The following is an 18,914-nucleotide window of genomic DNA, read 5'->3' as shown; positions in this document are numbered from 1 at the left end:
GAAGAGAGATGAGAGGTGAGTGACGTGACGGCCGCTGCCAAGCACCGCTACACGGTCAACCTGTCGATCCTGTTCGGCGAGCTGCCCCTTCTGGAGCGCCCCGCCGCGGCCGCCGCGGCCGGCTTCACCGCCGCCGAGCTCTGGTGGCCCTTCGGTGAGGAGCACGACCCCTCCGCGGCCGAACTGGATGCGCTCCGCAAGGCGTTCACCGACGCCGGAGTACGGCTCACCGGGCTCAACTTCCTGGACGACCTGAGCCGGGGCGCCCGCGGTACCGTCTCGGTGCCGTCCGAGCGGGACCGCTTCCGGGCCAACGTCCCGGTCGCCGCGGAGCTCGCCGCCTCGCTCGGCACCAAGGCGCTCAACGCGCTCTACGGCAACCGGGTCGAGGGCGTGGACCCGGCCGAGCAGGACGCGCTCGCCCTGGAGAACCTGGTGATCGCGGCCAAGGCCGCGCACGAGGTCGGCGCGATCCTGCTGATCGAGGCCCTGAACGCGGCCGAGTCCCCGGACTACCCGCTGGTCTCGGCCGACGCCGCGGTCGAGGTGGTCGACAAGGTCAACGCCGCCACCGGCCTGGGCAACGCCAGGTTCCTGTGCGACCTCTACCACCTGGCCAAGAACGGCGAGGACCTCGCCCGGGTCATCGACACCCACGCCGACCGCATCGGCCACGTGCAGATCGCCGACAACCCGGGCCGCAACGAGCCCGGCACCGGCGGACTGGACTTCGAGGACCTGTTCGCCCGGCTCACCGCCGCCGGCTACACGGGCCCGATCGGCCTGGAGTACCGCCCCTCCACCGGCGTCAGCGCCGACAGCTTCGGGTGGCTGCCGCGCGAGCTGCGCGGCGCCCAGGCCTAGGCCCCCGAGCGCCCACAAGCCTCCCCACCCCACGAACGACGTAAGGAACTCGACGCGATGAGCCGCAAGATCGCCTTCATCGGCCTCGGCATCATGGGCAGCCCGATGGCCGCCAACCTGGTCAAGGCCGGCCACCACGTCACCGGCTTCAACCTCACCCAGCCGCAGATCGACGCCCTGGTCGCGGCCGGCGGCCACGGCGCCGCCTCCATCGCCGAGGCGGTGAAGGACGCCGAGGTGGTCATCACCATGGTCCCGGCCGACCCCCAGGTCGAGCAGGTCATCCTCGGCGAGGGCGGCGTGCTGGAGAACGCCGCGCCCGGCACCCTGGTGATCGACATGTCCTCGATCACCCCGCAGACCTCGATCAAGGTCGAGGCCGCCGCCAAGGAGAGGGGCGTCCGCACCCTGGACGCGCCGGTCTCCGGCGGCGAGGCCGGCGCCGTCGAGGCCGTCCTGTCGATCATGGTCGGCGGCGCCGCCGAGGACTTCGCCGAGGCCAAGCCGCTGTTCGACGCGCTCGGCACCACGGTCGTCCACGTCGGCCCGGCCGGCGCCGGCCAGACCGTCAAGGCCGCCAACCAGCTGATCGTCGCCGTGAACATCCAGGTGCTCGCCGAGGCCGTGGTGTTCCTGGAGAACGCCGGCGTCGACCTCGGGGCCGCGCTGGACGTGCTCGGCGGCGGCCTGGCCGGCTCGACCGTGCTCAACCGCAAGAAGGCGAACATGCTGAACCGCGAGTTCGCCCCCGGCTTCCGGATCGACCTGCACCACAAGGACATGGGCATCGTCACCGACGCCGCCCGCGCCGTGGGCGCCGCGCTGCCGGTCGGCGCCGTGGTGGCCCAGCTGGTCGCCTCCGCCCGCGCCAACGGCGACGGCTCCCTCGACCACTCGGCGCTGCTGCGCGGCGTCGAGCGGCTCTCCGGCCGCGAGGTCGCGTAACACCGTCGGGGCTCCGCTCGGGAGCCCCGCAAACACCGGGGGCTCCCCAGCGGAGCCCCCGGCCCCAAAGCTCCTCCTGGCGGCGTGTACCCATCCGGTCGTGCCCGCGCCGTCAGGAGGCCGGACCCGACCGGCGCGCGGGCCGGGGCTCATCCGCCCGCCCGCCGGTCGAACCAACCGGTGACGCGTTCCCCTCCCGAGGGGGCACTTCGGTCGTGCCCACGCGTCGCCTGGCCCCCTCCCCGCCGAGGGGAGCCCCCCGTACGTCGGAAGCGGGACGGGGGGAACGGCGGGGAGGGGGTCGCACCCCCCGATTCCCGGGCACATGCTTGACGTCCCGGGCACATGCTTGACGTCCCGGGCACATGCTTGACGCACGTCGCAGTACCGCCGCCAGACCCGTACGGAAGCGAGGACCGCACCATGCCCCCCACCCCTCACCAGGGCCATGTGGTCGTCGCCCCCGACAAGTTCAAGGGCACCCTGGAGGGCGCCGAGGTCGCGGCCCGGATCGCCGCCGGCATCCGCCGCGTCGCGCCCGGTACCGAGGTGCGGGAGCTGCCCGTCGCGGACGGCGGCGAGGGGACCCTGGCCGCCGCGCTCGCGGCCGGCTTCGACCGCGTCCCCGCCAAGGTGGCCGGCCCGACCGGCCTGCCGGTGGACGCCGCGCTCGCCGTCAAGGGCGACACCGCCGTGGTCGAGCTGGCGCAGGCCTCCGGGCTCGCCCGGCTGCCCGGCGGCCGGACCGCCCCGCTCACGGCCGGGTCCTTCGGGGTCGGCCAGCTGATCGCCCGGGCCGTGTCGCTCGGCGTCAAGCGGATCGTGCTGGGCCTCGGCGGCAGTGCCGGTACGGACGGCGGCGCGGGCATGGTGCAGGCGCTCGGAATGCGCCTGCGCGACGCCGACGGCGCCGAACTCCCGCCCGGCGGGGCCGCGTTGCGCAGGCTCGCGGAGATCGACCCGGGGCCGCTGGCCGACGCGCTGGGCGGTGTCGAGATCGTGGTCGCCTGCGACGTGGACAACCCGCTGCTCGGGCCGCGCGGCGCCGCCGCCGTCTACGGCCCGCAGAAGGGCGCCGACGAGGACGACCTGGTGGTCCTGGAGGAAGGCCTGGCCCGGTTCGCCGACCTGGTCGCCGGGGTCACCGGCCGGGACCTCAGGGAGGCCCCCGGTGCCGGCGCCGCGGGCGGGGTGGGTTTCGCCGCCCTCGCCCTGCTCGGCGCCACCATGCGACCCGGCATCGAGCTGCTGCTCGACCTGCTGGGCTTCGACGAGGCCGTGCGTGGGGCACGCCTCGTCGTGACCGGCGAGGGCTGCCTGGACGCACAGACGCTCCACGGCAAGGCCCCCGCCGGAGTCGCCGCGGCGGCCGCCCGGGCGGGGGTTCGGGTGGCCGCCGTGGCAGGTCGGCTGGAACTCGCCGAACCCGAGTGGCGGGCGGCCGGCTTCGCCGCCGCGATCGCGCTGACCGACCTGGCCGAACAGCCGGGGGACAGCATGACCAGGGCCGCCGAGCTGGCCGAGGTGGCGGGGGAGAAGTTGGCCGGAGAGCTGCTGCCGGGCTGAGCCCTCGTACGTTCATCCATTGACGTTTTGTTGAAGGCGGGCCTAGGCTCCCCGGCAATCCCTCACCTCCCCGGGTCCGGCCCACCCCCCAACCACCCCCGACTCCCAGGTTCCGGAGGTCTCCCATGCCTTTCAGCCAACCCACGGTGATCCGCTCCCGGCGGGTGGTCCTGCCCGACGGAGAGCGCCCCGCGGACGTGCTGATCCGGGACGGGAGGATCGAGCGGGTCGTCGCCCACGGCTCGCTCGCGGTCGGCGACCGCAAGCTCGCCGACCGCGAACTCGCCGACCGCGAGCTCCTCGACCGCGAGCTCGTCGACCTCGGCGACACCGCTCTGCTGCCCGGCCTGGTCGACACCCACGTGCACGTCAACGAGCCCGGCCGCACCGAGTGGGAGGGTTTCGCCACCGCCACCCGGGCCGCCGCGGCCGGCGGTGTCACCACGATCATCGACATGCCGCTCAACTCGATCCCGCCCACCACCACGGTGGAGGGACTGCGGGTCAAGCGGAAGACCGCCGAGGGCCAGGCCTGGGTCGACCTCGGCTTCTGGGGCGGCGCCGTCCCGGGCAACGTCGCGGACCTCGAACCCCTGTACCGCGAGGGCGTGTTCGGCTTCAAGAGCTTCCTCGCCCCCTCCGGCGTGGACGAGTTCCCGCACGTCGAGGGCCCCGACCTGGAGGCCGCGCTGGCCGAGCAGGCCCGGATCGGCGCACTGGCGATCATCCACGCCGAGGACCCGGCCGTCCTCGCCGCCGCCCCGCAGCAACCCGGCGTCCACTACCGGGACTTCCTCGCCTCCCGCCCCGCCGACGCGGAGACCGCGGCCGTCGCCCACCTGCTGGACACGGCCCGGCGCACCGGCGCCCGGGTCCACATCCTGCACGTCTCCTCCGCCGCCGTCCTGCCGCTGCTGCGCCGGGCGCGCGAGGACGGCGTCCGGGTGACCGCCGAGACCTGTCCGCACTACCTGACCCTCGCGGCCGAGCAGGTGCCCGACGGCGACACCGCCTTCAAGTGCTGCCCGCCGATCCGCGACGAGTCCAACCGGGACGCGCTCTGGGAGGCCCTGGCGAACGGCGAGTTCATCGCCGTCGTCTCCGACCACTCGCCGTCCACCCCCGACCTCAAGCTGCTGCCCGAGTACGGCGGCAGCGGGGACTTCGCGGCCGCCTGGGGCGGGATCGCCTCGCTGCAGCTCGGCCTGCCGGCCGTCTGGACGGAGGCCCGCCGCCGCGGCCACAGCCTGTCCGACGTGGTGCGCTGGATGTCCGCCGGACCGGCCGAACTGGTCGGCCTCACCGGCACCAAGGGCGCCATCGCCCCCGGCCACGACGCCGACCTGGTCGCCTTCGACCCCGACGGCGAGTTCGCCGTCCGGGCGAGCGGCCTGCACCACCGCAACCCCGTGACCCCGTACGCGGGCCGGACCCTCACCGGCGCGGTGCGCGGCACCTGGCTGCGCGGCCGCGAGGTGGACACCGGCGCCCGGCCCTTCGGCCGGCAGCTCGTCCGGCCCGCCGACTCCCTTTCCGACAGCGCCGGCCGAACCGACAGCGCCTTCTGAACCGCCAGCGCCTTCTGAACCGCCAGCGCCGTCCGAACCGACACCGCTTTCCGAGCCTTCCGAACCGACACCGCCTCCTGAGGAGAGCCAGTGACCACTGCCGACACCCCGAGCGCTCCCTTCACCGAGCTGGTCAACCTGGCCTCCCGGCTGCTCGGCGCGGGCGTCGTCGCCACCAACGAGGACACCTTCGCGGACGCGGAGAACCTGTTGGTCGCCAAGCCCGCCGAGTTCCGCCCGCACACCTTCGGCCACAAGGGCCAGATCATGGACGGCTGGGAGTCCAAGCGCCGCCGCGGCGTCTCCGCCGAGCAGCCGCACCCCACCGACCTGGACCACGACTGGGCGGTCGTCCGGCTCGGCGTCGGCGGCGTGATCCGCGGCGTCATCGTGGACACCGCCCACTTCACCGGCAACTACCCGGAGTCCGGCTCCGTCGAGGCCGCGTCCGTACCCGGCCACCCCTCGCCCGAGGAACTGGCGGACGCCGAGTGGACCGCGATCGTGCCGCGCACCCCGCTGCGGGGGAACACCGCCCACGAGTTCGCCGTCGAGGACGCCACCCGCTACACCCACGTACGGCTCAACATCTTCCCGGACGGCGGCGTGGCCCGGCTGCGGGTGCACGGCGAGGTGCTGCCCGACCCGCGCGAACTGGACGGCCTCACCTTCGACCTGGCCGCCCAGGAGTACGGCGGCGTGGCCGAGGCGGCGTCCGACCGCTACTTCTCCTCCCCGCACAACCTGAACGCTCCCGGCCGCGCCTCCGTCATGGGCGAGGGCTGGGAGACCCGGCGTCGGCGCGACAAGGCCAACGACTGGGTGCAGATCGCCCTGGCCGGGGGCGGCGAGGTCCTGGCCGCCGAGGTGGACACCACCCACTTCGTCGCCAACGCCCCCGGCTGGGCCGACCTGATCGGCTTCGACGCCTCGACCGGGGCGGACCCGGCCGACGGCGAATGGTTCGAGCTGCTGCCGCGCACCCGGCTGCAGCCCGACACCCGGCACCGCTTCCGGCTCGACCCGGGCCGCCCGGTGACCCACGTGCGCATCAACGTCTACCCGGACGGCGGGCTCGCCCGCCTCCGGCTCACCGGCCGCCTCACCGAGGCCGGCCGCGCGGCCCTCGCGCTGCGCTGGTTCGACGCCGTCCCGGCCGCCGAGGCCGCCGCGGCCCTCACCGAGGCCGGGCTGACCGCGGACGAGGCCGCCGCCCTGGCCGCCGCCCGCCCGCTGGCGGACCCGGCCGCGGCCGGCGCCGCCGTCGCAGCGCTCCGGCCGGCCGACGGCCCCGACGGCGAGCACTCCTCCCGCCGCCGCTCGGCGGTCTGGCGCCTGCTCGGCGTCTGAGGCCGTACCTGAGGCCGCACCCGAGGCCGCATCTGAGGCCTCCTCCTGACGATCGGTCAGACCCCTCTCCACGCACCGCCCTTATCGACACCTGAAGGACCCTCCATGTCCAAGATCCTGACCACGGAGTCCGGCGCCCCGATCGCCGACAACCAGAACTCGGCCTCGGCCGGCGAGTACGGCCCGCTGCTGATCCAGGACCAGCAGCTGCTGGAGAAGCTGGCCCGGTTCAACCGCGAGCGCATCCCGGAGCGCGTGGTGCACGCCCGCGGCTCCGGCGCGTACGGCTACTTCGAGGTCACCGACGAGGTCTCGCGGTACACCCGGGCGGGCTTCCTCTCCGAGATCGGCAAGCGCACCGAGGTCTTCCTGCGGTTCTCCACCGTGGCCGGCAACCTGGGCGCCAGCGACGCGGTGCGCGACCCGCGCGGCTTCGCGCTGAAGTTCTACACCGAGGAGGGCAACTACGACCTCGTCGGCAACAACACCCCGGTGTTCTTCATCAAGGACCCGGTCAAGTTCCCCGACTTCATCCACTCCCAGAAGCGCGACCCGTACACCGGCGTGCAGGAGGCGGACAACGTCTGGGACTTCTGGGCGCACTCGCCCGCCTCGACCCACCAGATCACCTGGCTGTTCGGCGACCGCGGCATCCCGGCCTCCTACCGCCACATGAACGGCTACGGCTCGCACACCTACCAGTGGGTCAACGCCGAGGGCGACGCGTACTGGGTGAAGTACCACTTCAAGACCAACCAGGGCATCCGCTCCCTGGACGGCGGCCAGGCCGCCGAGGTGGTCGGCGCCGACGCCGACTCGCACCAGCGCGACCTGCACCAGGCCATCGAGCGCGGGGTGTTCCCGTCCTGGACCCTCTACGTCCAGCTGATGCCGGTCGCCGAGGCCGCGGACTACCGCTTCAACCCCTTCGACCTCACCAAGGTCTGGCCGCACGCCGACTACCCGCTGGTCAAGGTCGGCCGCCTGGTGCTCAACAAGAACCCGGAGAACGTCTTCGCCGAGGTCGAGCAGTCCGCGTTCTCGCCGAACAACTTCGTGCCCGGCATCGGCCCGTCCCCGGACAAGATGCTCCAGGGCCGGCTGTTCGCCTACGCCGACGCCCAGCGCTACCGCCTCGGCGTCAACCACACCCAGCTGCCGGTGAACGCCCCGCGCGCCACCGAGGCCAGCAACTACGGCCGGGACGGCCTGATGGCCGTCAACACCGCCGGCCGCGGCAAGAACTACGAGCCCAACTCGTACGACGGCCCGGCCCAGACCGACAACGCGCTCGCCGCGCCGGTCAAGGTCGACGGCCACACCGGCACCTACACCACGCCGGCCCACAGCAAGGACGACGACTTCTTCCAGGCCGGCGAGCTCTACCGGCTGATGTCGGCCGGGGAGAAGACCCGCCTGATCGAGAACATCGCGGGCTTCCTGGCGCAGGTGTCGCGCGACGACATCGTCGAGAAGAACCTCGCCCACTTCCACGCCGCCGACGAGGAGTACGGCGCCCGCCTGGCCGCCGCCGTCGCCGAGCTGCGCGCGGGCGACGAGGGCTGACCGTCGCTCACCAGGACCGGCCCCTCCCCCCGGGCAGTGGGGGAGGGGCCGGTCCTGTTTCCTGGTTTCCGGCCTGCCTGGGCCCGCCGGGGCGGGAGGGGCCTGCGGTGGCCTGCGGTGGCCGCCGGGGTCCGGGGACGCGGCTCCCGCTCCGTGATGGCCGGGTCGGGTTTCCCCAGGTCGACCGGAGGTTGCTGCACGGAATGTTCACGGATATTCACGGACGGCAGTCGTCCGAGCCGCCGGGTGGATAGGCTGGTGCGTGCCCGCGGTCGCTCCGTGGGGGGACATCGGAAGGGGACGACATGTCGACACCAGCCCCGGGTCGTCACGCCGCGCTGGACCAGGGCCCGACCGGCCCGTTCACCTCCCTGCAGCACGCCCTCAGACTGCTGGAGGCGGTCGACCGCCACCCCGACGGCGCCACCCTGGTGGGCCTCGCGCGGGAGACCTCGCTCGGACTGCCCACCGTGCGCCGGCTCGCGGAGATCCTCGAGATCGAGGGCTACCTCCAGTGCCAGGACGGCGGTTGGGTGCTCGGCGGCACCTTCGCCCTGCTCGGGCAGAACAACCGCGAGCAGTTGGTCAAGGCCCGACTCGACCGCAAACTCGCCGAACTCCGGGACGAGTTGGGCGCCGCGGTGTACTTCACCCGGTACCACGACGGCGAGTTGTCGGTGGAGGCGGTCGCGGCGGCCGACTACGCGCCGGCCGTGCAGGAGTGGGTCGACTTCCGGGCCACCGCGCACGCCAGTGCGATCGGCAAGTGCCTGCTCAGCCAGCTGGACGCGGACGGCCGGCGCGACCACCTCTCCCGGCACCCGGTCGCCCGGCTCACCTCCCGCACCGTGACCGACGCCGACCAGCTGATGCACCGTCTGGAGCGGCAGCCGGCCACGGTGCCGGTGCTGGACATCCAGGAGTACGCGCTGGGCACGGTGTGCGCCGCCGTGCCGATCACGGCGGGCAGCACGGTCGGCTGTCTGGCCACCTCGATGCCGGTGGACAACATCCACAAGCTGAAGGCCGCCGCCGAGCTGCTGGCGGCCCGGGCGGCACCGCTGATGCTGGCGATGGCGGTCTGAGTCGTACGGCCGTCCGCCACGTGCCGTCCGCCACGTGAAGAGCCCCGCCGGGATCCGGCGGGGCTCGCGTGTTTCCCGGAAGGTTTCCGGGGGTGCCGTGCGGTGCACATCACTTATTAGACTCGATGTCGATAAGAGCCGCCGAACCCCTTGTCCCCGACGCTACCCGCGAGTACGTTTCCTGGAGCCGAGCCGCCGCCCCCAGGTCAGGAGGGCCTGCCATGCCCCGTCCCACCCCCGTCCCCGCCCTCGCCGCACCCGCCGCGCGCGTGCACGACAGCCTCGTCCTGGAGCCCCGGGACGTCCGCTTCGACTGGGCCCGGCTGCCGTTGCACTGGGTGCCGGACGAGCCGATGGCCACCCACATCCTCAACGTCCTCCACCTCCTCCTCCCCGAGGGCGAGCGCTGGTTCGTCAAGGTGTTCAAGGAGGCCCTGCCGCTCATTCGGGACGAGCAACTCCGGGAGGAGGTCCTCGGGTTCATCGGCCAGGAGGCCATCCACGCGGAGGCGCACCAGGAAGTCCTCGACCACCTGCTCGGCCAGGGGCTCGACCCCCGCCCGTACGTGCGCCAGGTCGCCTGGGTCTTCCAGCGCGTGCTCGGCGAACGGCCCGGGCTGACCCCCGCGAAGCGGCGCGAGGCCCTCATCGAGCGGATCGCCGCCATCGCGGCGATCGAGCACTACACCGCCTTCCTCGGCAACTGGATCCTCAACTCCCCGGGACTGGACCGCGCCAAGGCCGACCCGACGATGCTCGACCTGCTGCGCTGGCACGGCGCCGAGGAGGTCGAACACCGCAGCGTCGCCTTCGACCTGCTGGTCCACCTCGACCCCGGGTACGGGCGCCGGGTGCGCACCATGGCGATGGCCGGCCCGCTGCTGGTCCACCTCTGGGTGCGCGGCGTGCGCTTCCTGCTGGCCGCCGACCCGACCCTCGACGGGCGGCTGCGCCCGAGCTGGCGCGAGGCGTACCGGATCGCCAAGCGCGGCCTGCTGCCCGACCCGGTCAAGTCGGTCCGTTCCGGTCTGCGCTACCTGCGCCCCGGCTACCACCCCACCCAGGAGGGCTCCTCCAGTCAGGCGCTCGGCTACCTCGCCACCTCTCCGGCCGCCCGCGCGGCCGCCGGGCTCTGACGGGTTTCAGCCGACAACGTTCAGCCGACGGATGTCAGCTGACAGAGTTCAGCAGACAGATTTCAGATAACAGATAACGTCATCTGTTATCTGTCAGCTGAAATCTGACATCCGTCCGCTGTCGCCCGTTCGCCCCCCCTCCCACGCCAAGGACCGCCGGATGGACCTGCTCACCCCGCCCCCCGACCTCTACGGACGTCCCCGCGCGGACCGCTTCCTGCGAGGCCTCACCGCACTCCAGGACCGCTACGTGCAGGCCCTCGGCGGCCCCCTGCTGCGCCGCAACCCCCGCCGTCCGCTCAGCCGCCCCCTCCCGCCGCTGCAGCTGGTCGTCACAGCGCGCCGCGAACTCGCCGCCGACGTCATCGAGTTGCGGCTCGCCGACCCCTCCGGCGGCCCGCTGCCGGCCTGGCAGCCCGGCGCCCACCTGCGCCTCACCCTGCCCTCCGGCCGCGAGCGCCACTACTCCCTCAGCGGCGACCCGGCCGACCGCGCCGGCTACCGCATCGCCGTCCGGCGGCTGCCCGGAGGCGGCGGCGGGTCCGTCGAGATCCACGACACCCTGCACCCCGGCACCCGGATCACCGCCCGCCGCCCGCGCAACGGCTTCGCCTTCTGCGCCGAACCCGCCGTCCTCCTGCTGGCCGGCGGCATCGGCATCACCCCGCTGCTCCCGATGGCCCGGGAGGCGCAGCGGCACGGCCTGGACTGGCGCCTGGTGCACGTCGGCCGCAGCGCCGACACCCTCCCGTACGCGGACGAGCTGCGCGCCCTCGACCCGCACCGCGTGGTGCTGCGCACCGACGACGAGCACGGCGGCGTCCCCACCGGCGCCGAGCTGCTGGCCCACGCCCCGCGCGGCGCCGCCGTCTACTGCTGCGGCCCCGCCTCGATGCTCACCGCCGTGCAGCGGGCGCTGGACGGTGGCCCGGTGGGGTCCGGCGGGCCGGCCACCGCCCTGCACTTCGAGCGCTTCGGCGCGGCGCCGATCACCGACGGCGCGCCCTTCGCCGTCCGCCTCGGCGCCGACGGCCCGACCCTCGACGTGCCCGCCGACCGGTCCGCCCTGGACGTGCTGCGCGAGGCCCGCCCGGACCTCCCGTACTCCTGCCACCAGGGCTTCTGCGGCACCTGCGAGGTCCGGGTGCTGGCCGGCTCGCCCGACCACCGGGACCGCCGCCTCACCCCCGAGCAGCGCGCCGACGGCGCCCTGCTGCCCTGCGTCTCCCGGGCCGCCGAGGGCGAGACCCTCGTGCTCGACGTCTAGAAGGAGAGCCCCCGCCATGGCGAACACGACCCCCGCCTTCCGCTACACCGAGCGCGACCTCGCCCGGTTCCGCGAGACCCAGCAACTCGCCTACCACTGCGCCGAACAGGTCGCCGCGTGGATCGAGCCCGGCGTCACCGAGCGGCAGGCCACCGCCGAGCTGCGCCGCTGCCTGGTCGCCGCCGGGGTGGAGGACTTCTTCCACGTCCCCTTCGCCTGGTTCGGCGACCGTACGGCGTTCCGGCATTTCCACACCCCGCTGCAGTTCTTCGCCGGCAACCGCCGCCTGGAGGAGGGCATGCCGTACGTGCTGGACTGCGCGCCCGTCGTGGACGGCTACACCGCGGACATCGGCTACGGCGGCAAGGTCGGCGAGAACCGGATCTGGGACCGCCTGGCCGCCGACCTCAAGGTCTACCGCGAGCTGATCCTCGCCGAGGTGCGGGCCCGCAAGCCGCTCGACGAGGTGTACGCGGCGGTGGACGCGCAGCTCGCCGCGCACGGCTACGACAACCGCCACCAGGTCTACCCGGGCCGGGTGATCGGCCACCAGGTCACCCGCACCGTCACCCGCGGCCCGGCCGGGGTGAACGTCTTCGGCTTCGGCGTGCGCACCCTGCAGACCCTCGGGCGCGAGCTCATCTCCGAGCGCCTGCACGGCCGTTCGCCGCTCTGGGCGGACGGCCGCTCGTCCCGGCACGCGCCCACCCCGGGCCTGTGGGCGGTCGAGCCGCACATCGGCTTCCGCGGGGTGGGCATCAAGTTCGAGGAGCTGCTGGTGGTCACCGAGGACGACGCCTACTGGCTGGACGACGACCTTCCCCACGTGCGCCGCTGGACCACCGACGCGACGACGGAGCAGACTGCCGCCACCGAGCCGTCCGCCACCGCGCCGCACGCGGCCGACCCGACCGCCACCGCGCCGACCGCCCTGGAGGCCACCCGATGACGCCCCCGACGACGCCCCCGACGACGCCCCCGACGACCCCCCGGACCAGCCGCCGGACCGTCCACTCCGGCGGCCTGCCGCTCGCCGTCTTCGAGCAGGGCGACCCGGAGGCCCCCACCGTCCTCCTCGTCCACGGCTACCCCGACACCCACGCCGTCTGGGACGACATCGCCGCCGACCTCGCCCGCGACCACCACGTGGTCCGCTACGACGTGCGCGGCGCCGGCGAGTCCGGCGTCCCCGCGGACCGCGACGGCTACCGGCTGGAGCACCTGGCCGAGGACCTGTTCGCCGTCGCCGACGCGGTCAGCCCGGACCGCCCGGTCCACCTGGTGGCCCACGACTGGGGCTCGATCCAGTCCTGGGAGGCCGTCACCGCGCCGGGCGCCGAACGCCGGATCGCCTCGTACACCACGATGTCCGGCCCCAGCCTGGACCACATGGGGTACTGGCTGCGCCACCGGCTGCGCCGCCCCACCCCGCGCCACCTGGGGCAGCTGCTCCACCAGGGCCTGCACTCCTGGTACATCACCGCCTTCCACCTGCCCTACCTGGCCCCCGGCGTCTGGCGCCTCGGCCTCGCCCGGGCCTGGCCGCGGGTGCTGCGCGGCCTGGAGCACGTCACCCCGCGCGCCGACCACCCGCAGCGCAGCCTGCGCCGCGACGCGGTCCGCGGCATCGAGCTGTACCGGGCCAACTTCCGCCCGACCATGGGCAGTCCGCGCGAGCGGCCGACCGAGGTGCCGGTCCAGCTGATCACCCTCACCCGGGACCGCTACGTCGGCACCTACCTCTCCGAGGGCCTGGAGCGCTGGGCGCCGAAGCTGACCCGCAGGACGCTGCACGCCGGCCACTGGTCGGCGCTGCTGGAGAAGGGAGCCACCGTGGCCGGGATGGTCCGCGAGTTCACCGCCCGCAACGAGCCGGGGAGCGCCGACGCGGCCGCCGGCGGGGCACCCGCGCTGGACGACGGCCGGCTGGTCGTGGTGACCGGCGGCGGCAGCGGCATCGGACGGGCCACCGCGCTCGCCTTCGCCGAGGAAGGCGCCCGGGTGGTGGTCTGCGACCTCGACCTCGCGGCCGCCGAGCGCACCGCCGAACTCGCCTCGCTGATCGGCCCGGCGGCGCACGCCTACCGGGTGGACGTCTCCGACGGCGCCGCGGTGGACGCCTTCGCGCAGACCGTCGCCGCCGAGCACGGGGTGCCCGACGTGGTGGTCAACAACGCGGGCATCGGCCACTCCGGGACCTTCCTGCAGACCACCGAGAAGGAGTGGCAGCGGGTCCTGGACGTCAACCTCTGGGGCGTGATCCACGGCTGCCGCGCCTTCGGCACCCTGATGGCCGACCGCGGCCAGGGCGGCCACATCGTCAACGTCTCCTCGGCCGCCGCCTACCTGCCCTCGAAGGCGCTCACCGCCTACGCCACCAGCAAGGCCGCCGTCTTCATGCTCTCCGACTGCCTGCGCGCCGAGTTCGTCGGCCACGGCATCGGCGTCTCCACCATCTGCCCGGGCATCGTCAACACCAACATCACCCGCACCTCCACGTTCTCCGCCACCTCCTCCGCCGAACAGGCCGCCAAGCAGGCCCGCGCCGCCAAGCTCTACGCCCGCCGCGGCTTCCCCCCGGAGAAGGTCGCCACCGCCATCCTCGCGGCGGTCCGCACCGGCAAGGCCGTCGTCCCGGTCACCCCCGAGGCCAAGGCCGCCCGCCTCCTCTCCCGCCTCAGCCCCGGCCTCCTCCGCCTCGCCGCCCGCCTCAACATCACCTGACCGGGCGAATATCACCGGAACGGACCAGTGGGGCCCGTGATATCAAGTATTCTCGGTATTGATATCGCAGGCCCGCTCCGGGAGGTCGACCATGGCCCGTACCGTGATAGACGTCAACGACGAACTGCTCGCTGAGGCGGCCGAGATCTTCGGTACGACGACGAAGGTCGCCACCGTCAACGCCGCACTTGAGGATGCGGTGAAGCGCCGCAAGCGCGAGGCCTTCATGGCCTGGCTCGCCGAGGGTGGGCTGCCCGACCTCACCGGGCCGGTGGAAGAGGGTGAGTGAGCGCTTCCTGATCGACAAGTCGGCCTTTGCCCGCTTCTCCAAGCCGGCGGTGAGGACGGTCCTCAAGCCCCTGATCATCAGGGGAGTGGTCGCGATCTGCGGGGCTGTCGAGCTTGAGATCATGCACAGCGCCCGGTCCAAGGCCGACGCCCTTCGGATCCGGGAAGGTTTGAGCGGCTTCGACTGGCTGCCCACCCCTGACGAGGTCTGGGACCGCGCAATCGAGGTGCAGGCCATGCTCACCACCGGGGGCAACTGGCGGGCGCCGTCGGTCGCGGACCTCGTCATCGCGGCCACTGCCGAGCGCCACGGCGCCACCGTGCTCCACTACGACGGCGACTACGACATGATCGCCGCCGTCACCGGTCAGCCGACCGAGTGGGTCGTGCCGCCGGGTACCGCGGACTGACGCCGCCCGGGGCACTGTCGGGGGGCTGTGAGAGCATCCGGGGCCATGGAGATGACAACCGCGCTGTGGTCCTTCGCCCTCGTCGTGGGGCTGCTGACGTTGACACCCGGGCTGGACACGGCCCTGGTCCTGCGGACGTCCGCGTCGGGGCGGCGGAGGCAGGCCTGGGGGGTCGTGCTCGGGATCCAGACCGGGACGCTGGTGTGGGGGACGCTGACCTCGGCGGGGGTGACGGCGCTGCTGACCGCCTCGCAGGTGGCGTACGAGGTGCTGCGCTGGGCCGGCGTCGCGTACCTGGTGTGGATGGGCGTCGGGATGCTGCGTGCCCGGGGCGCCGATGCGGCGGCCGAGGACGAGCAGCAGGAGGGCGGGTTCGGGCACGGCTGGCGACGGGGCACGCTGACCAACCTGCTGAACCCCAAGGTCGGGGTGTTCTACGTGGCCGTGCTGCCGCAGTTCATCCCCGCCGGCGTCCCGCACTTCGCCGCCGGCGTGGCGCTGACCTGCGTGCACGTCGTGGAGGGGCTGCTCTGGTCGACGGTCCTGGTGGGCTTCGCCCGGGTGTTGCGCGGCTGGCTGCGCCGGCCGGCCGCGCGCAGGCTGATGGACCGGGTGACCGGCGCGGTCGTGGTGGGGTTCGGCGTGAAGCTGGCGCTGAGCGACTGACGGGTGTGGCCGGCGGTCCTCAGGAACTCAGCCGCCGTAGGCCTTCGATGAGCTCGTCGGCGTTCATGCACGGGTGGATGTCGACCCTGGCGTTCGACTGGAGCCAGAACGGCTCGGCGATGGACGGGATCGAGGCCTCGTCGGCGATGTCGATGACGGCGATCATCGTGCGGTGCCCGTTGCGGGCGAAGTAGTAGGACGCCTCCGGTTTCAGCTGGGCCAGGGCTTGCTGGATGCCCTCCGCCATCTTCCCGTCGGTGATGGCCTTGTTGCCGGCCTCGGTGTCGAGTTCGATTTCCAGCAGGGCGCGCATCGTCCCGCTCCTTCCCCGGGCTCGGGGTGAGTCCGCAACTCCAGCGTCCCGCCGCCCCGGTGGCCACGCAACGTGACTCAGGCGGCGTTGCTCAGGCGGCGTGGCTCCGGGGCTCCCGGGGTTCGGCCGGGGTGGCGGGCAGGTCCGTGTCGTGGTGGATCGGTCCGTCCCCGGCGCTCAGCGGCAGGCAGCTGCCGCCGCGCCGGTGGGCGATGATCTCGGCGGCGACCGAGACGGCCGTCTCCTCGGGGGTGCGCGAGCCCAGGTCGAGGCCGATGGGGGAGCGCAGCCGGGCCAGTTCGGCGGTGGTCAGCCCGGCCTCGCGGAGCTTGGCCTCGCGGTCCCGGTGGGTGCGTCGCGAGCCCATGGCGCCGACGTAGCCGACCGGCAGCCGCAGGGCGCGTTCCAGCAGCGGGATGTCGAACTTGGCGTCGTGGGTGAGGACGCAGAGCACGGTGCGGCCGTCGATCCGGCCGAGCTGGGAGTCGAGGTAGCGGTGCGGCCAGTCGACGACGACCTCGTCGGCCGCGGGGAAGCGGCGGGCGGTGGCGAAGACGGGCCGGGCGTCGCAGACGGTGACGTGGTAGCCGAGGAACTTGCCGATCCGCACCACCGCGGCCGCGAAGTCGATGGCCCCGAATACCAGCATCCGCGGCGCGGGCACGTAGGACTCGACGAAGCAGGTGACGGTGCCCTGCCCGTGCTCGTCGCAGGGGCGCCCGTCCAGGCCGAGGACGAGTCGGCCGGTGCGTCCGGCCTCCAGCATGGCCCGGCTCTCGGCGACGATCGCCCGTTCCAGCGCGCCGACCGTGGTCGGGCCGACGGAGAGCGCCCCGGCGACGCCGTCGGCGGTGACGGCGAGGGTGGCGCCGAGCAGCCCGGCCGGGCCGTCGATCACCCGGGCCAGGGCCACCGGCGTCCCGTCGGCGATGTGCGCGATCCCGGCGTCCAGCCCGGGGTCGGTTCCGGGCACGACCGGCTGGACGAACACGTCGAGGATCCCGCCGCAGGTCAGGCCGACGGCGAAGGCGTCCTCGTCGCTGAAGCCGAAGCGTTCCAGCACCGGCTCGCCGCTCTCGATCGCGGCCTGGCACAGCTCGTACACCGCGCCTTCGACGCATCCGCCGGAGACGCTGCCGATCGCCTCGCCGTCCGTGTCCACGGCCAGGGCCGCGCCGGGGTCGCGCGGAGCGCTGCCGGAGACGCCGACCACGGTGGCCACGGCGAAGGCGCGCCCGGCCGTGTGCCAGGCCTGCAGCTGCTCGGCGATGTCCTGCATGGCGCATGCTCCTTACACGGTTCGACAGTAGCGGGGGACGCCGCCGTACGGGAAACGATCCCGTACGGCGGCGGTGGTGCGTCAAGGCGGTGCAGCAGGTCCGCAGGTCAGCAGGCCGGCAGGTCAGCAGGCCGGCGCAGTGCGCCGGCGCCGGCGCTAGTGCACGCCGAGCCAGGACTTGATCGGCGTGAGCGCGAAGTACAGCACGAACACCCCGGTGAGGATCCACATCAGCACCCCGGGCTCGCGCCAGCGTCCGACCCCGGCCTTGATGACCGTGTACGAGATGACGCCGGCCGCGACGCCCGCCGTGATGCTGTACGTGAACGGCATCAGCACGCAGGTGAGGAAGGCCGGGATGGCCACCTCGCGGTCGGACCAGTCGATGTGCCGGGCCTGGCTCATCATCATCGAGCCGATCACGACGAGGGCGGCGGAGGCCACCTCGACCGGCACGATGCCGGCGATCGGCGAGAAGAACAGCATCAGCGCGAACAGTCCGCCGGTGACGGCGGAGGCGAGCCCGGTGCGGGCGCCGTCGCCGACGCCGGTGGCCGACTCGACGAAGACGGTCTGGCCGGAGGCGCCGGCCAGGCCGCCGACCGCGCCGCCGGCGCCGTCGATGAACAGCGCCTTGGACAGTCCGGGCATCCGGCCCTGCTTGTCGGCCAGTCCGGCCTCGGTGCCGACGCCGATGATGGTGGCCATCGCGTCGAAGAAGCCGGCCAGGACGAGGGTGAACACGGCGACCGAGGCGCTGATCGCCCCCATGCCCTTGCCGCCGAAGGCCCCGAACAGGTCGACGTGGCCGAACAGGCTGAAGTCGGGGGCGGAGACCGGGCTGCCGGGCCACACCGGGACGGAGTTCTTCCAGGCGGCGGCCGGTACGTTCGCGACCTGGTTGACGATCACCGCGAGCACGGTGCCGCCGGCGATGCCGATCAGGATGGCGCCGCGGACGCCGCGGGCCATCAGGACGAAGATCGCGAGCAGGGTGACGCAGAAGATCAGCACCGGCCAGCCGGCCAGCTCTCCGCTCGGGCCGAGCGACAGCGGGGTGGGGCCGCCGGTGTGCATGAATCCGGCCTTGTAGAGGCCGATCACCGTGACGAACAGGCCGATGCCGATGGTGATCGCGTGCTTGAGCGGCAGCGGGATGCCGTTCATGATCTTCTCGCGCAGTCCGGAGACCACCAGCAGGACGATCAGCAGGCCGTAGATCACGCACAGGCCCATGGCCTGGGCCCAGGTGGTGTGCGGGACGACGAGTGCGGAGACCGCGCCGGAGACCGAGAGGCCGGCCGCGAGGGCGAGCGGTACGTTGCCGACGACGCCCATCAGGATGGTGGTGACGGCCGCCGCCAGGGCGGTGGCGGTGGTGAGCGCGGCGTGGTCCAGCTTGACGCCGGTGACGTCCGCGCCGCTCAGGATGAGCGGGTTGAGCAGGATGATGTACGCCATCGCCATGAAGGTGGTGAGACCACCGCGTAGCTCGTTGGCGAGCGTCGAGCCCCGGGCCGAGATCTTGAAGTAGGCGTCCAGTGCGCTGTTCGAGCGTGCTGCCGGGGTCGACGGGTGGGTGTCGTCCTCGGCGGGTCTGTCTTCTGTGGTGCCGGGCTCCGTGGGGATCCTGGTCATGTCCACTCCCAAGTGTCAAAGGGGGTTGGGGTGGGCGAGCCGACCTGACTGCCGGTCAACGAAGCGGCGTAGGGGGACGTATCGACTCACTGAGGGGCACTTCGATGAGGGGGAGTGCCCGCGGTGCGATTGCGGTTGCTGGTGCTGCTGGTGGTGCGTTCACGAATGGGTGTTCGCGAGTGGTGCGCACCGCTGCGGAGCCCCGGCGTGGGTGGGGCAGCGGGTGTGGGGTGGTGCCCCCGGGGCGGC

Annotated in this window: 16 protein-coding genes and 1 pseudogene; 14 read left to right on the top strand and 3 right to left on the bottom strand. The window is 73.3% G+C overall.

The features are described 5' to 3' along the window. Positions 1–15: 15 nt before the first annotated feature. The 14 genes and pseudogenes from IE332_RS04350 (at position 16) to IE332_RS04285 (ending at position 15,435) form a co-directional block, all read left to right on the top strand. Positions 16–864: a TIM barrel protein gene (locus IE332_RS04350; protein ID WP_189913736.1), complete on the top strand. Its 849-nt coding sequence runs from the start codon at positions 16–18 to the stop codon at positions 862–864. 57 nt (positions 865–921) lie between these two features. After that, positions 922–1,809, top strand: coding sequence for a 2-hydroxy-3-oxopropionate reductase (locus IE332_RS04345; protein ID WP_189913735.1), 888 nt, complete (start codon positions 922–924; stop codon positions 1,807–1,809). 423 nt (positions 1,810–2,232) lie between these two features. Then, positions 2,233–3,375, top strand: a complete 1,143-nt coding sequence (locus tag IE332_RS04340; RefSeq protein ID WP_189913734.1) for a glycerate kinase — start codon at positions 2,233–2,235, stop codon at positions 3,373–3,375. A 125-nt stretch (positions 3,376–3,500) separates the two neighbouring features. Then, the gene (allB, locus tag IE332_RS04335; protein ID WP_189913733.1) at positions 3,501–4,943 is read left to right on the top strand and encodes an allantoinase AllB; all 1,443 of its coding nucleotides are present in this window, start codon (positions 3,501–3,503) and stop codon (positions 4,941–4,943) included. Positions 4,944–5,033: 90 nt separating this feature from the next. Continuing rightward, a pseudogene (alc, locus tag IE332_RS04330) lies at positions 5,034–6,080 on the top strand (allantoicase); the annotation flags it as partial. Between the two features lie 318 nt (positions 6,081–6,398). After that, positions 6,399–7,859, top strand: a complete 1,461-nt coding sequence (locus tag IE332_RS04325) for a catalase (RefSeq protein WP_189913731.1) — start codon at positions 6,399–6,401, stop codon at positions 7,857–7,859. Positions 7,860–8,164: 305 nt separating this feature from the next. Further along, the gene (locus IE332_RS04320) at positions 8,165–8,944 is read left to right on the top strand and encodes an IclR family transcriptional regulator (RefSeq protein WP_189913730.1); all 780 of its coding nucleotides are present in this window, start codon (positions 8,165–8,167) and stop codon (positions 8,942–8,944) included. A gap of 221 nt (positions 8,945–9,165) precedes the next feature. Next, positions 9,166–10,080 (top strand): metal-dependent hydrolase, encoded by a 915-nt coding sequence (locus tag IE332_RS04315; RefSeq protein ID WP_189913729.1) that lies wholly within the window; start codon positions 9,166–9,168, stop codon positions 10,078–10,080. Between the two features lie 160 nt (positions 10,081–10,240). After that, positions 10,241–11,347, top strand: a complete 1,107-nt coding sequence (locus tag IE332_RS04310; RefSeq protein WP_189913728.1) for a PDR/VanB family oxidoreductase — start codon at positions 10,241–10,243, stop codon at positions 11,345–11,347. Between the two features lie 16 nt (positions 11,348–11,363). Continuing rightward, positions 11,364–12,296 carry a M24 family metallopeptidase gene (locus tag IE332_RS04305; RefSeq protein ID WP_189913727.1) on the top strand — a complete coding sequence of 311 codons (933 nt, stop codon included), beginning with the start codon at positions 11,364–11,366 and terminating at the stop codon, positions 12,294–12,296. After that, a complete protein-coding gene (locus IE332_RS04300; RefSeq protein WP_189913726.1) occupies positions 12,293–14,071 on the top strand; it encodes an SDR family oxidoreductase in 1,779 nt (592 codons plus the stop codon). Before IE332_RS04305 ends, IE332_RS04300 begins: the two co-directional genes overlap by 4 nt. Before the next feature lie 91 nt (positions 14,072–14,162). Further along, positions 14,163–14,360, top strand: a complete 198-nt coding sequence (locus tag IE332_RS04295; RefSeq protein ID WP_189913725.1) for a type II toxin-antitoxin system VapB family antitoxin — start codon at positions 14,163–14,165, stop codon at positions 14,358–14,360. Then, complete coding sequence (locus IE332_RS04290; protein WP_189913724.1) at positions 14,353–14,769, top strand: PIN domain nuclease; 417 nt, start codon at positions 14,353–14,355, stop codon at positions 14,767–14,769. Before IE332_RS04295 ends, IE332_RS04290 begins: the two co-directional genes overlap by 8 nt. A gap of 45 nt (positions 14,770–14,814) precedes the next feature. Then, entirely contained in the window at positions 14,815–15,435 is a 621-nt protein-coding gene (locus IE332_RS04285) for a LysE family translocator (protein WP_189913723.1), read from the top strand. A gap of 19 nt (positions 15,436–15,454) precedes the next feature. Here IE332_RS04285 and IE332_RS04280 read toward each other — a convergent pair whose 3' ends face one another. The 3 genes from IE332_RS04280 to IE332_RS04270 all read right to left on the bottom strand — a co-directional run bounded on the left by IE332_RS04280 (position 15,455) and on the right by IE332_RS04270 (position 18,665). Then, a complete protein-coding gene (locus tag IE332_RS04280) occupies positions 15,455–15,748 on the bottom strand; it encodes a hypothetical protein (protein ID WP_189913722.1) in 294 nt (97 codons plus the stop codon). Positions 15,749–15,839: 91 nt separating this feature from the next. After that, positions 15,840–17,027, bottom strand: coding sequence for an XdhC family protein (locus IE332_RS04275; protein WP_189913721.1), 1,188 nt, complete (start codon positions 17,025–17,027; stop codon positions 15,840–15,842). 156 nt (positions 17,028–17,183) lie between these two features. Continuing rightward, on the bottom strand, positions 17,184–18,665 hold the full coding sequence (locus IE332_RS04270; protein ID WP_189913720.1) for an NCS2 family permease: 1,482 nt from the start codon (positions 18,663–18,665) through the stop codon (positions 17,184–17,186). Positions 18,666–18,914: the final 249 nt, after the last annotated feature.

It is taken from the genome of Kitasatospora xanthocidica, from assembly GCF_014656195.1.
GTDB lineage: Bacteria > Actinomycetota > Actinomycetes > Streptomycetales > Streptomycetaceae > Kitasatospora > Kitasatospora xanthocidica.
The sequence above is the reverse complement of the archived record's forward strand: the minus strand, read 5'-3'. Positions and strand labels throughout refer to the sequence as shown.

Bases quoted from the DNA above. Each gene is read 5' to 3' on its own strand.
- IE332_RS04345 (WP_189913735.1), top strand. From the start codon at position 922: ATGAGCCGCAAGATCGCCTTCATCGGCCTCGGCATCATGGGCAGCCCG.
- IE332_RS04340 (WP_189913734.1), top strand. From the start codon at position 2,233: ATGCCCCCCACCCCTCACCAGGGCCATGTGGTCGTCGCCCCCGACAAG.
- allB (WP_189913733.1), top strand. From the start codon at position 3,501: ATGCCTTTCAGCCAACCCACGGTGATCCGCTCCCGGCGGGTGGTCCTG.
- IE332_RS04325 (WP_189913731.1), top strand. From the start codon at position 6,399: ATGTCCAAGATCCTGACCACGGAGTCCGGCGCCCCGATCGCCGACAAC.
- IE332_RS04320 (WP_189913730.1), top strand. From the start codon at position 8,165: ATGTCGACACCAGCCCCGGGTCGTCACGCCGCGCTGGACCAGGGCCCG.
- IE332_RS04315 (WP_189913729.1), top strand. From the start codon at position 9,166: ATGCCCCGTCCCACCCCCGTCCCCGCCCTCGCCGCACCCGCCGCGCGC.
- IE332_RS04310 (WP_189913728.1), top strand. From the start codon at position 10,241: ATGGACCTGCTCACCCCGCCCCCCGACCTCTACGGACGTCCCCGCGCG.
- IE332_RS04305 (WP_189913727.1), top strand. From the start codon at position 11,364: ATGGCGAACACGACCCCCGCCTTCCGCTACACCGAGCGCGACCTCGCC.
- IE332_RS04300 (WP_189913726.1), top strand. From the start codon at position 12,293: ATGACGCCCCCGACGACGCCCCCGACGACGCCCCCGACGACCCCCCGG.
- IE332_RS04295 (WP_189913725.1), top strand. From the start codon at position 14,163: ATGGCCCGTACCGTGATAGACGTCAACGACGAACTGCTCGCTGAGGCG.
- IE332_RS04285 (WP_189913723.1), top strand. From the start codon at position 14,815: ATGGAGATGACAACCGCGCTGTGGTCCTTCGCCCTCGTCGTGGGGCTG.
- IE332_RS04280 (WP_189913722.1), bottom strand. From the start codon at position 15,748: ATGCGCGCCCTGCTGGAAATCGAACTCGACACCGAGGCCGGCAACAAG.
- IE332_RS04275 (WP_189913721.1), bottom strand. From the start codon at position 17,027: ATGCAGGACATCGCCGAGCAGCTGCAGGCCTGGCACACGGCCGGGCGC.
- IE332_RS04270 (WP_189913720.1), bottom strand. From the start codon at position 18,665: ATGACCAGGATCCCCACGGAGCCCGGCACCACAGAAGACAGACCCGCC.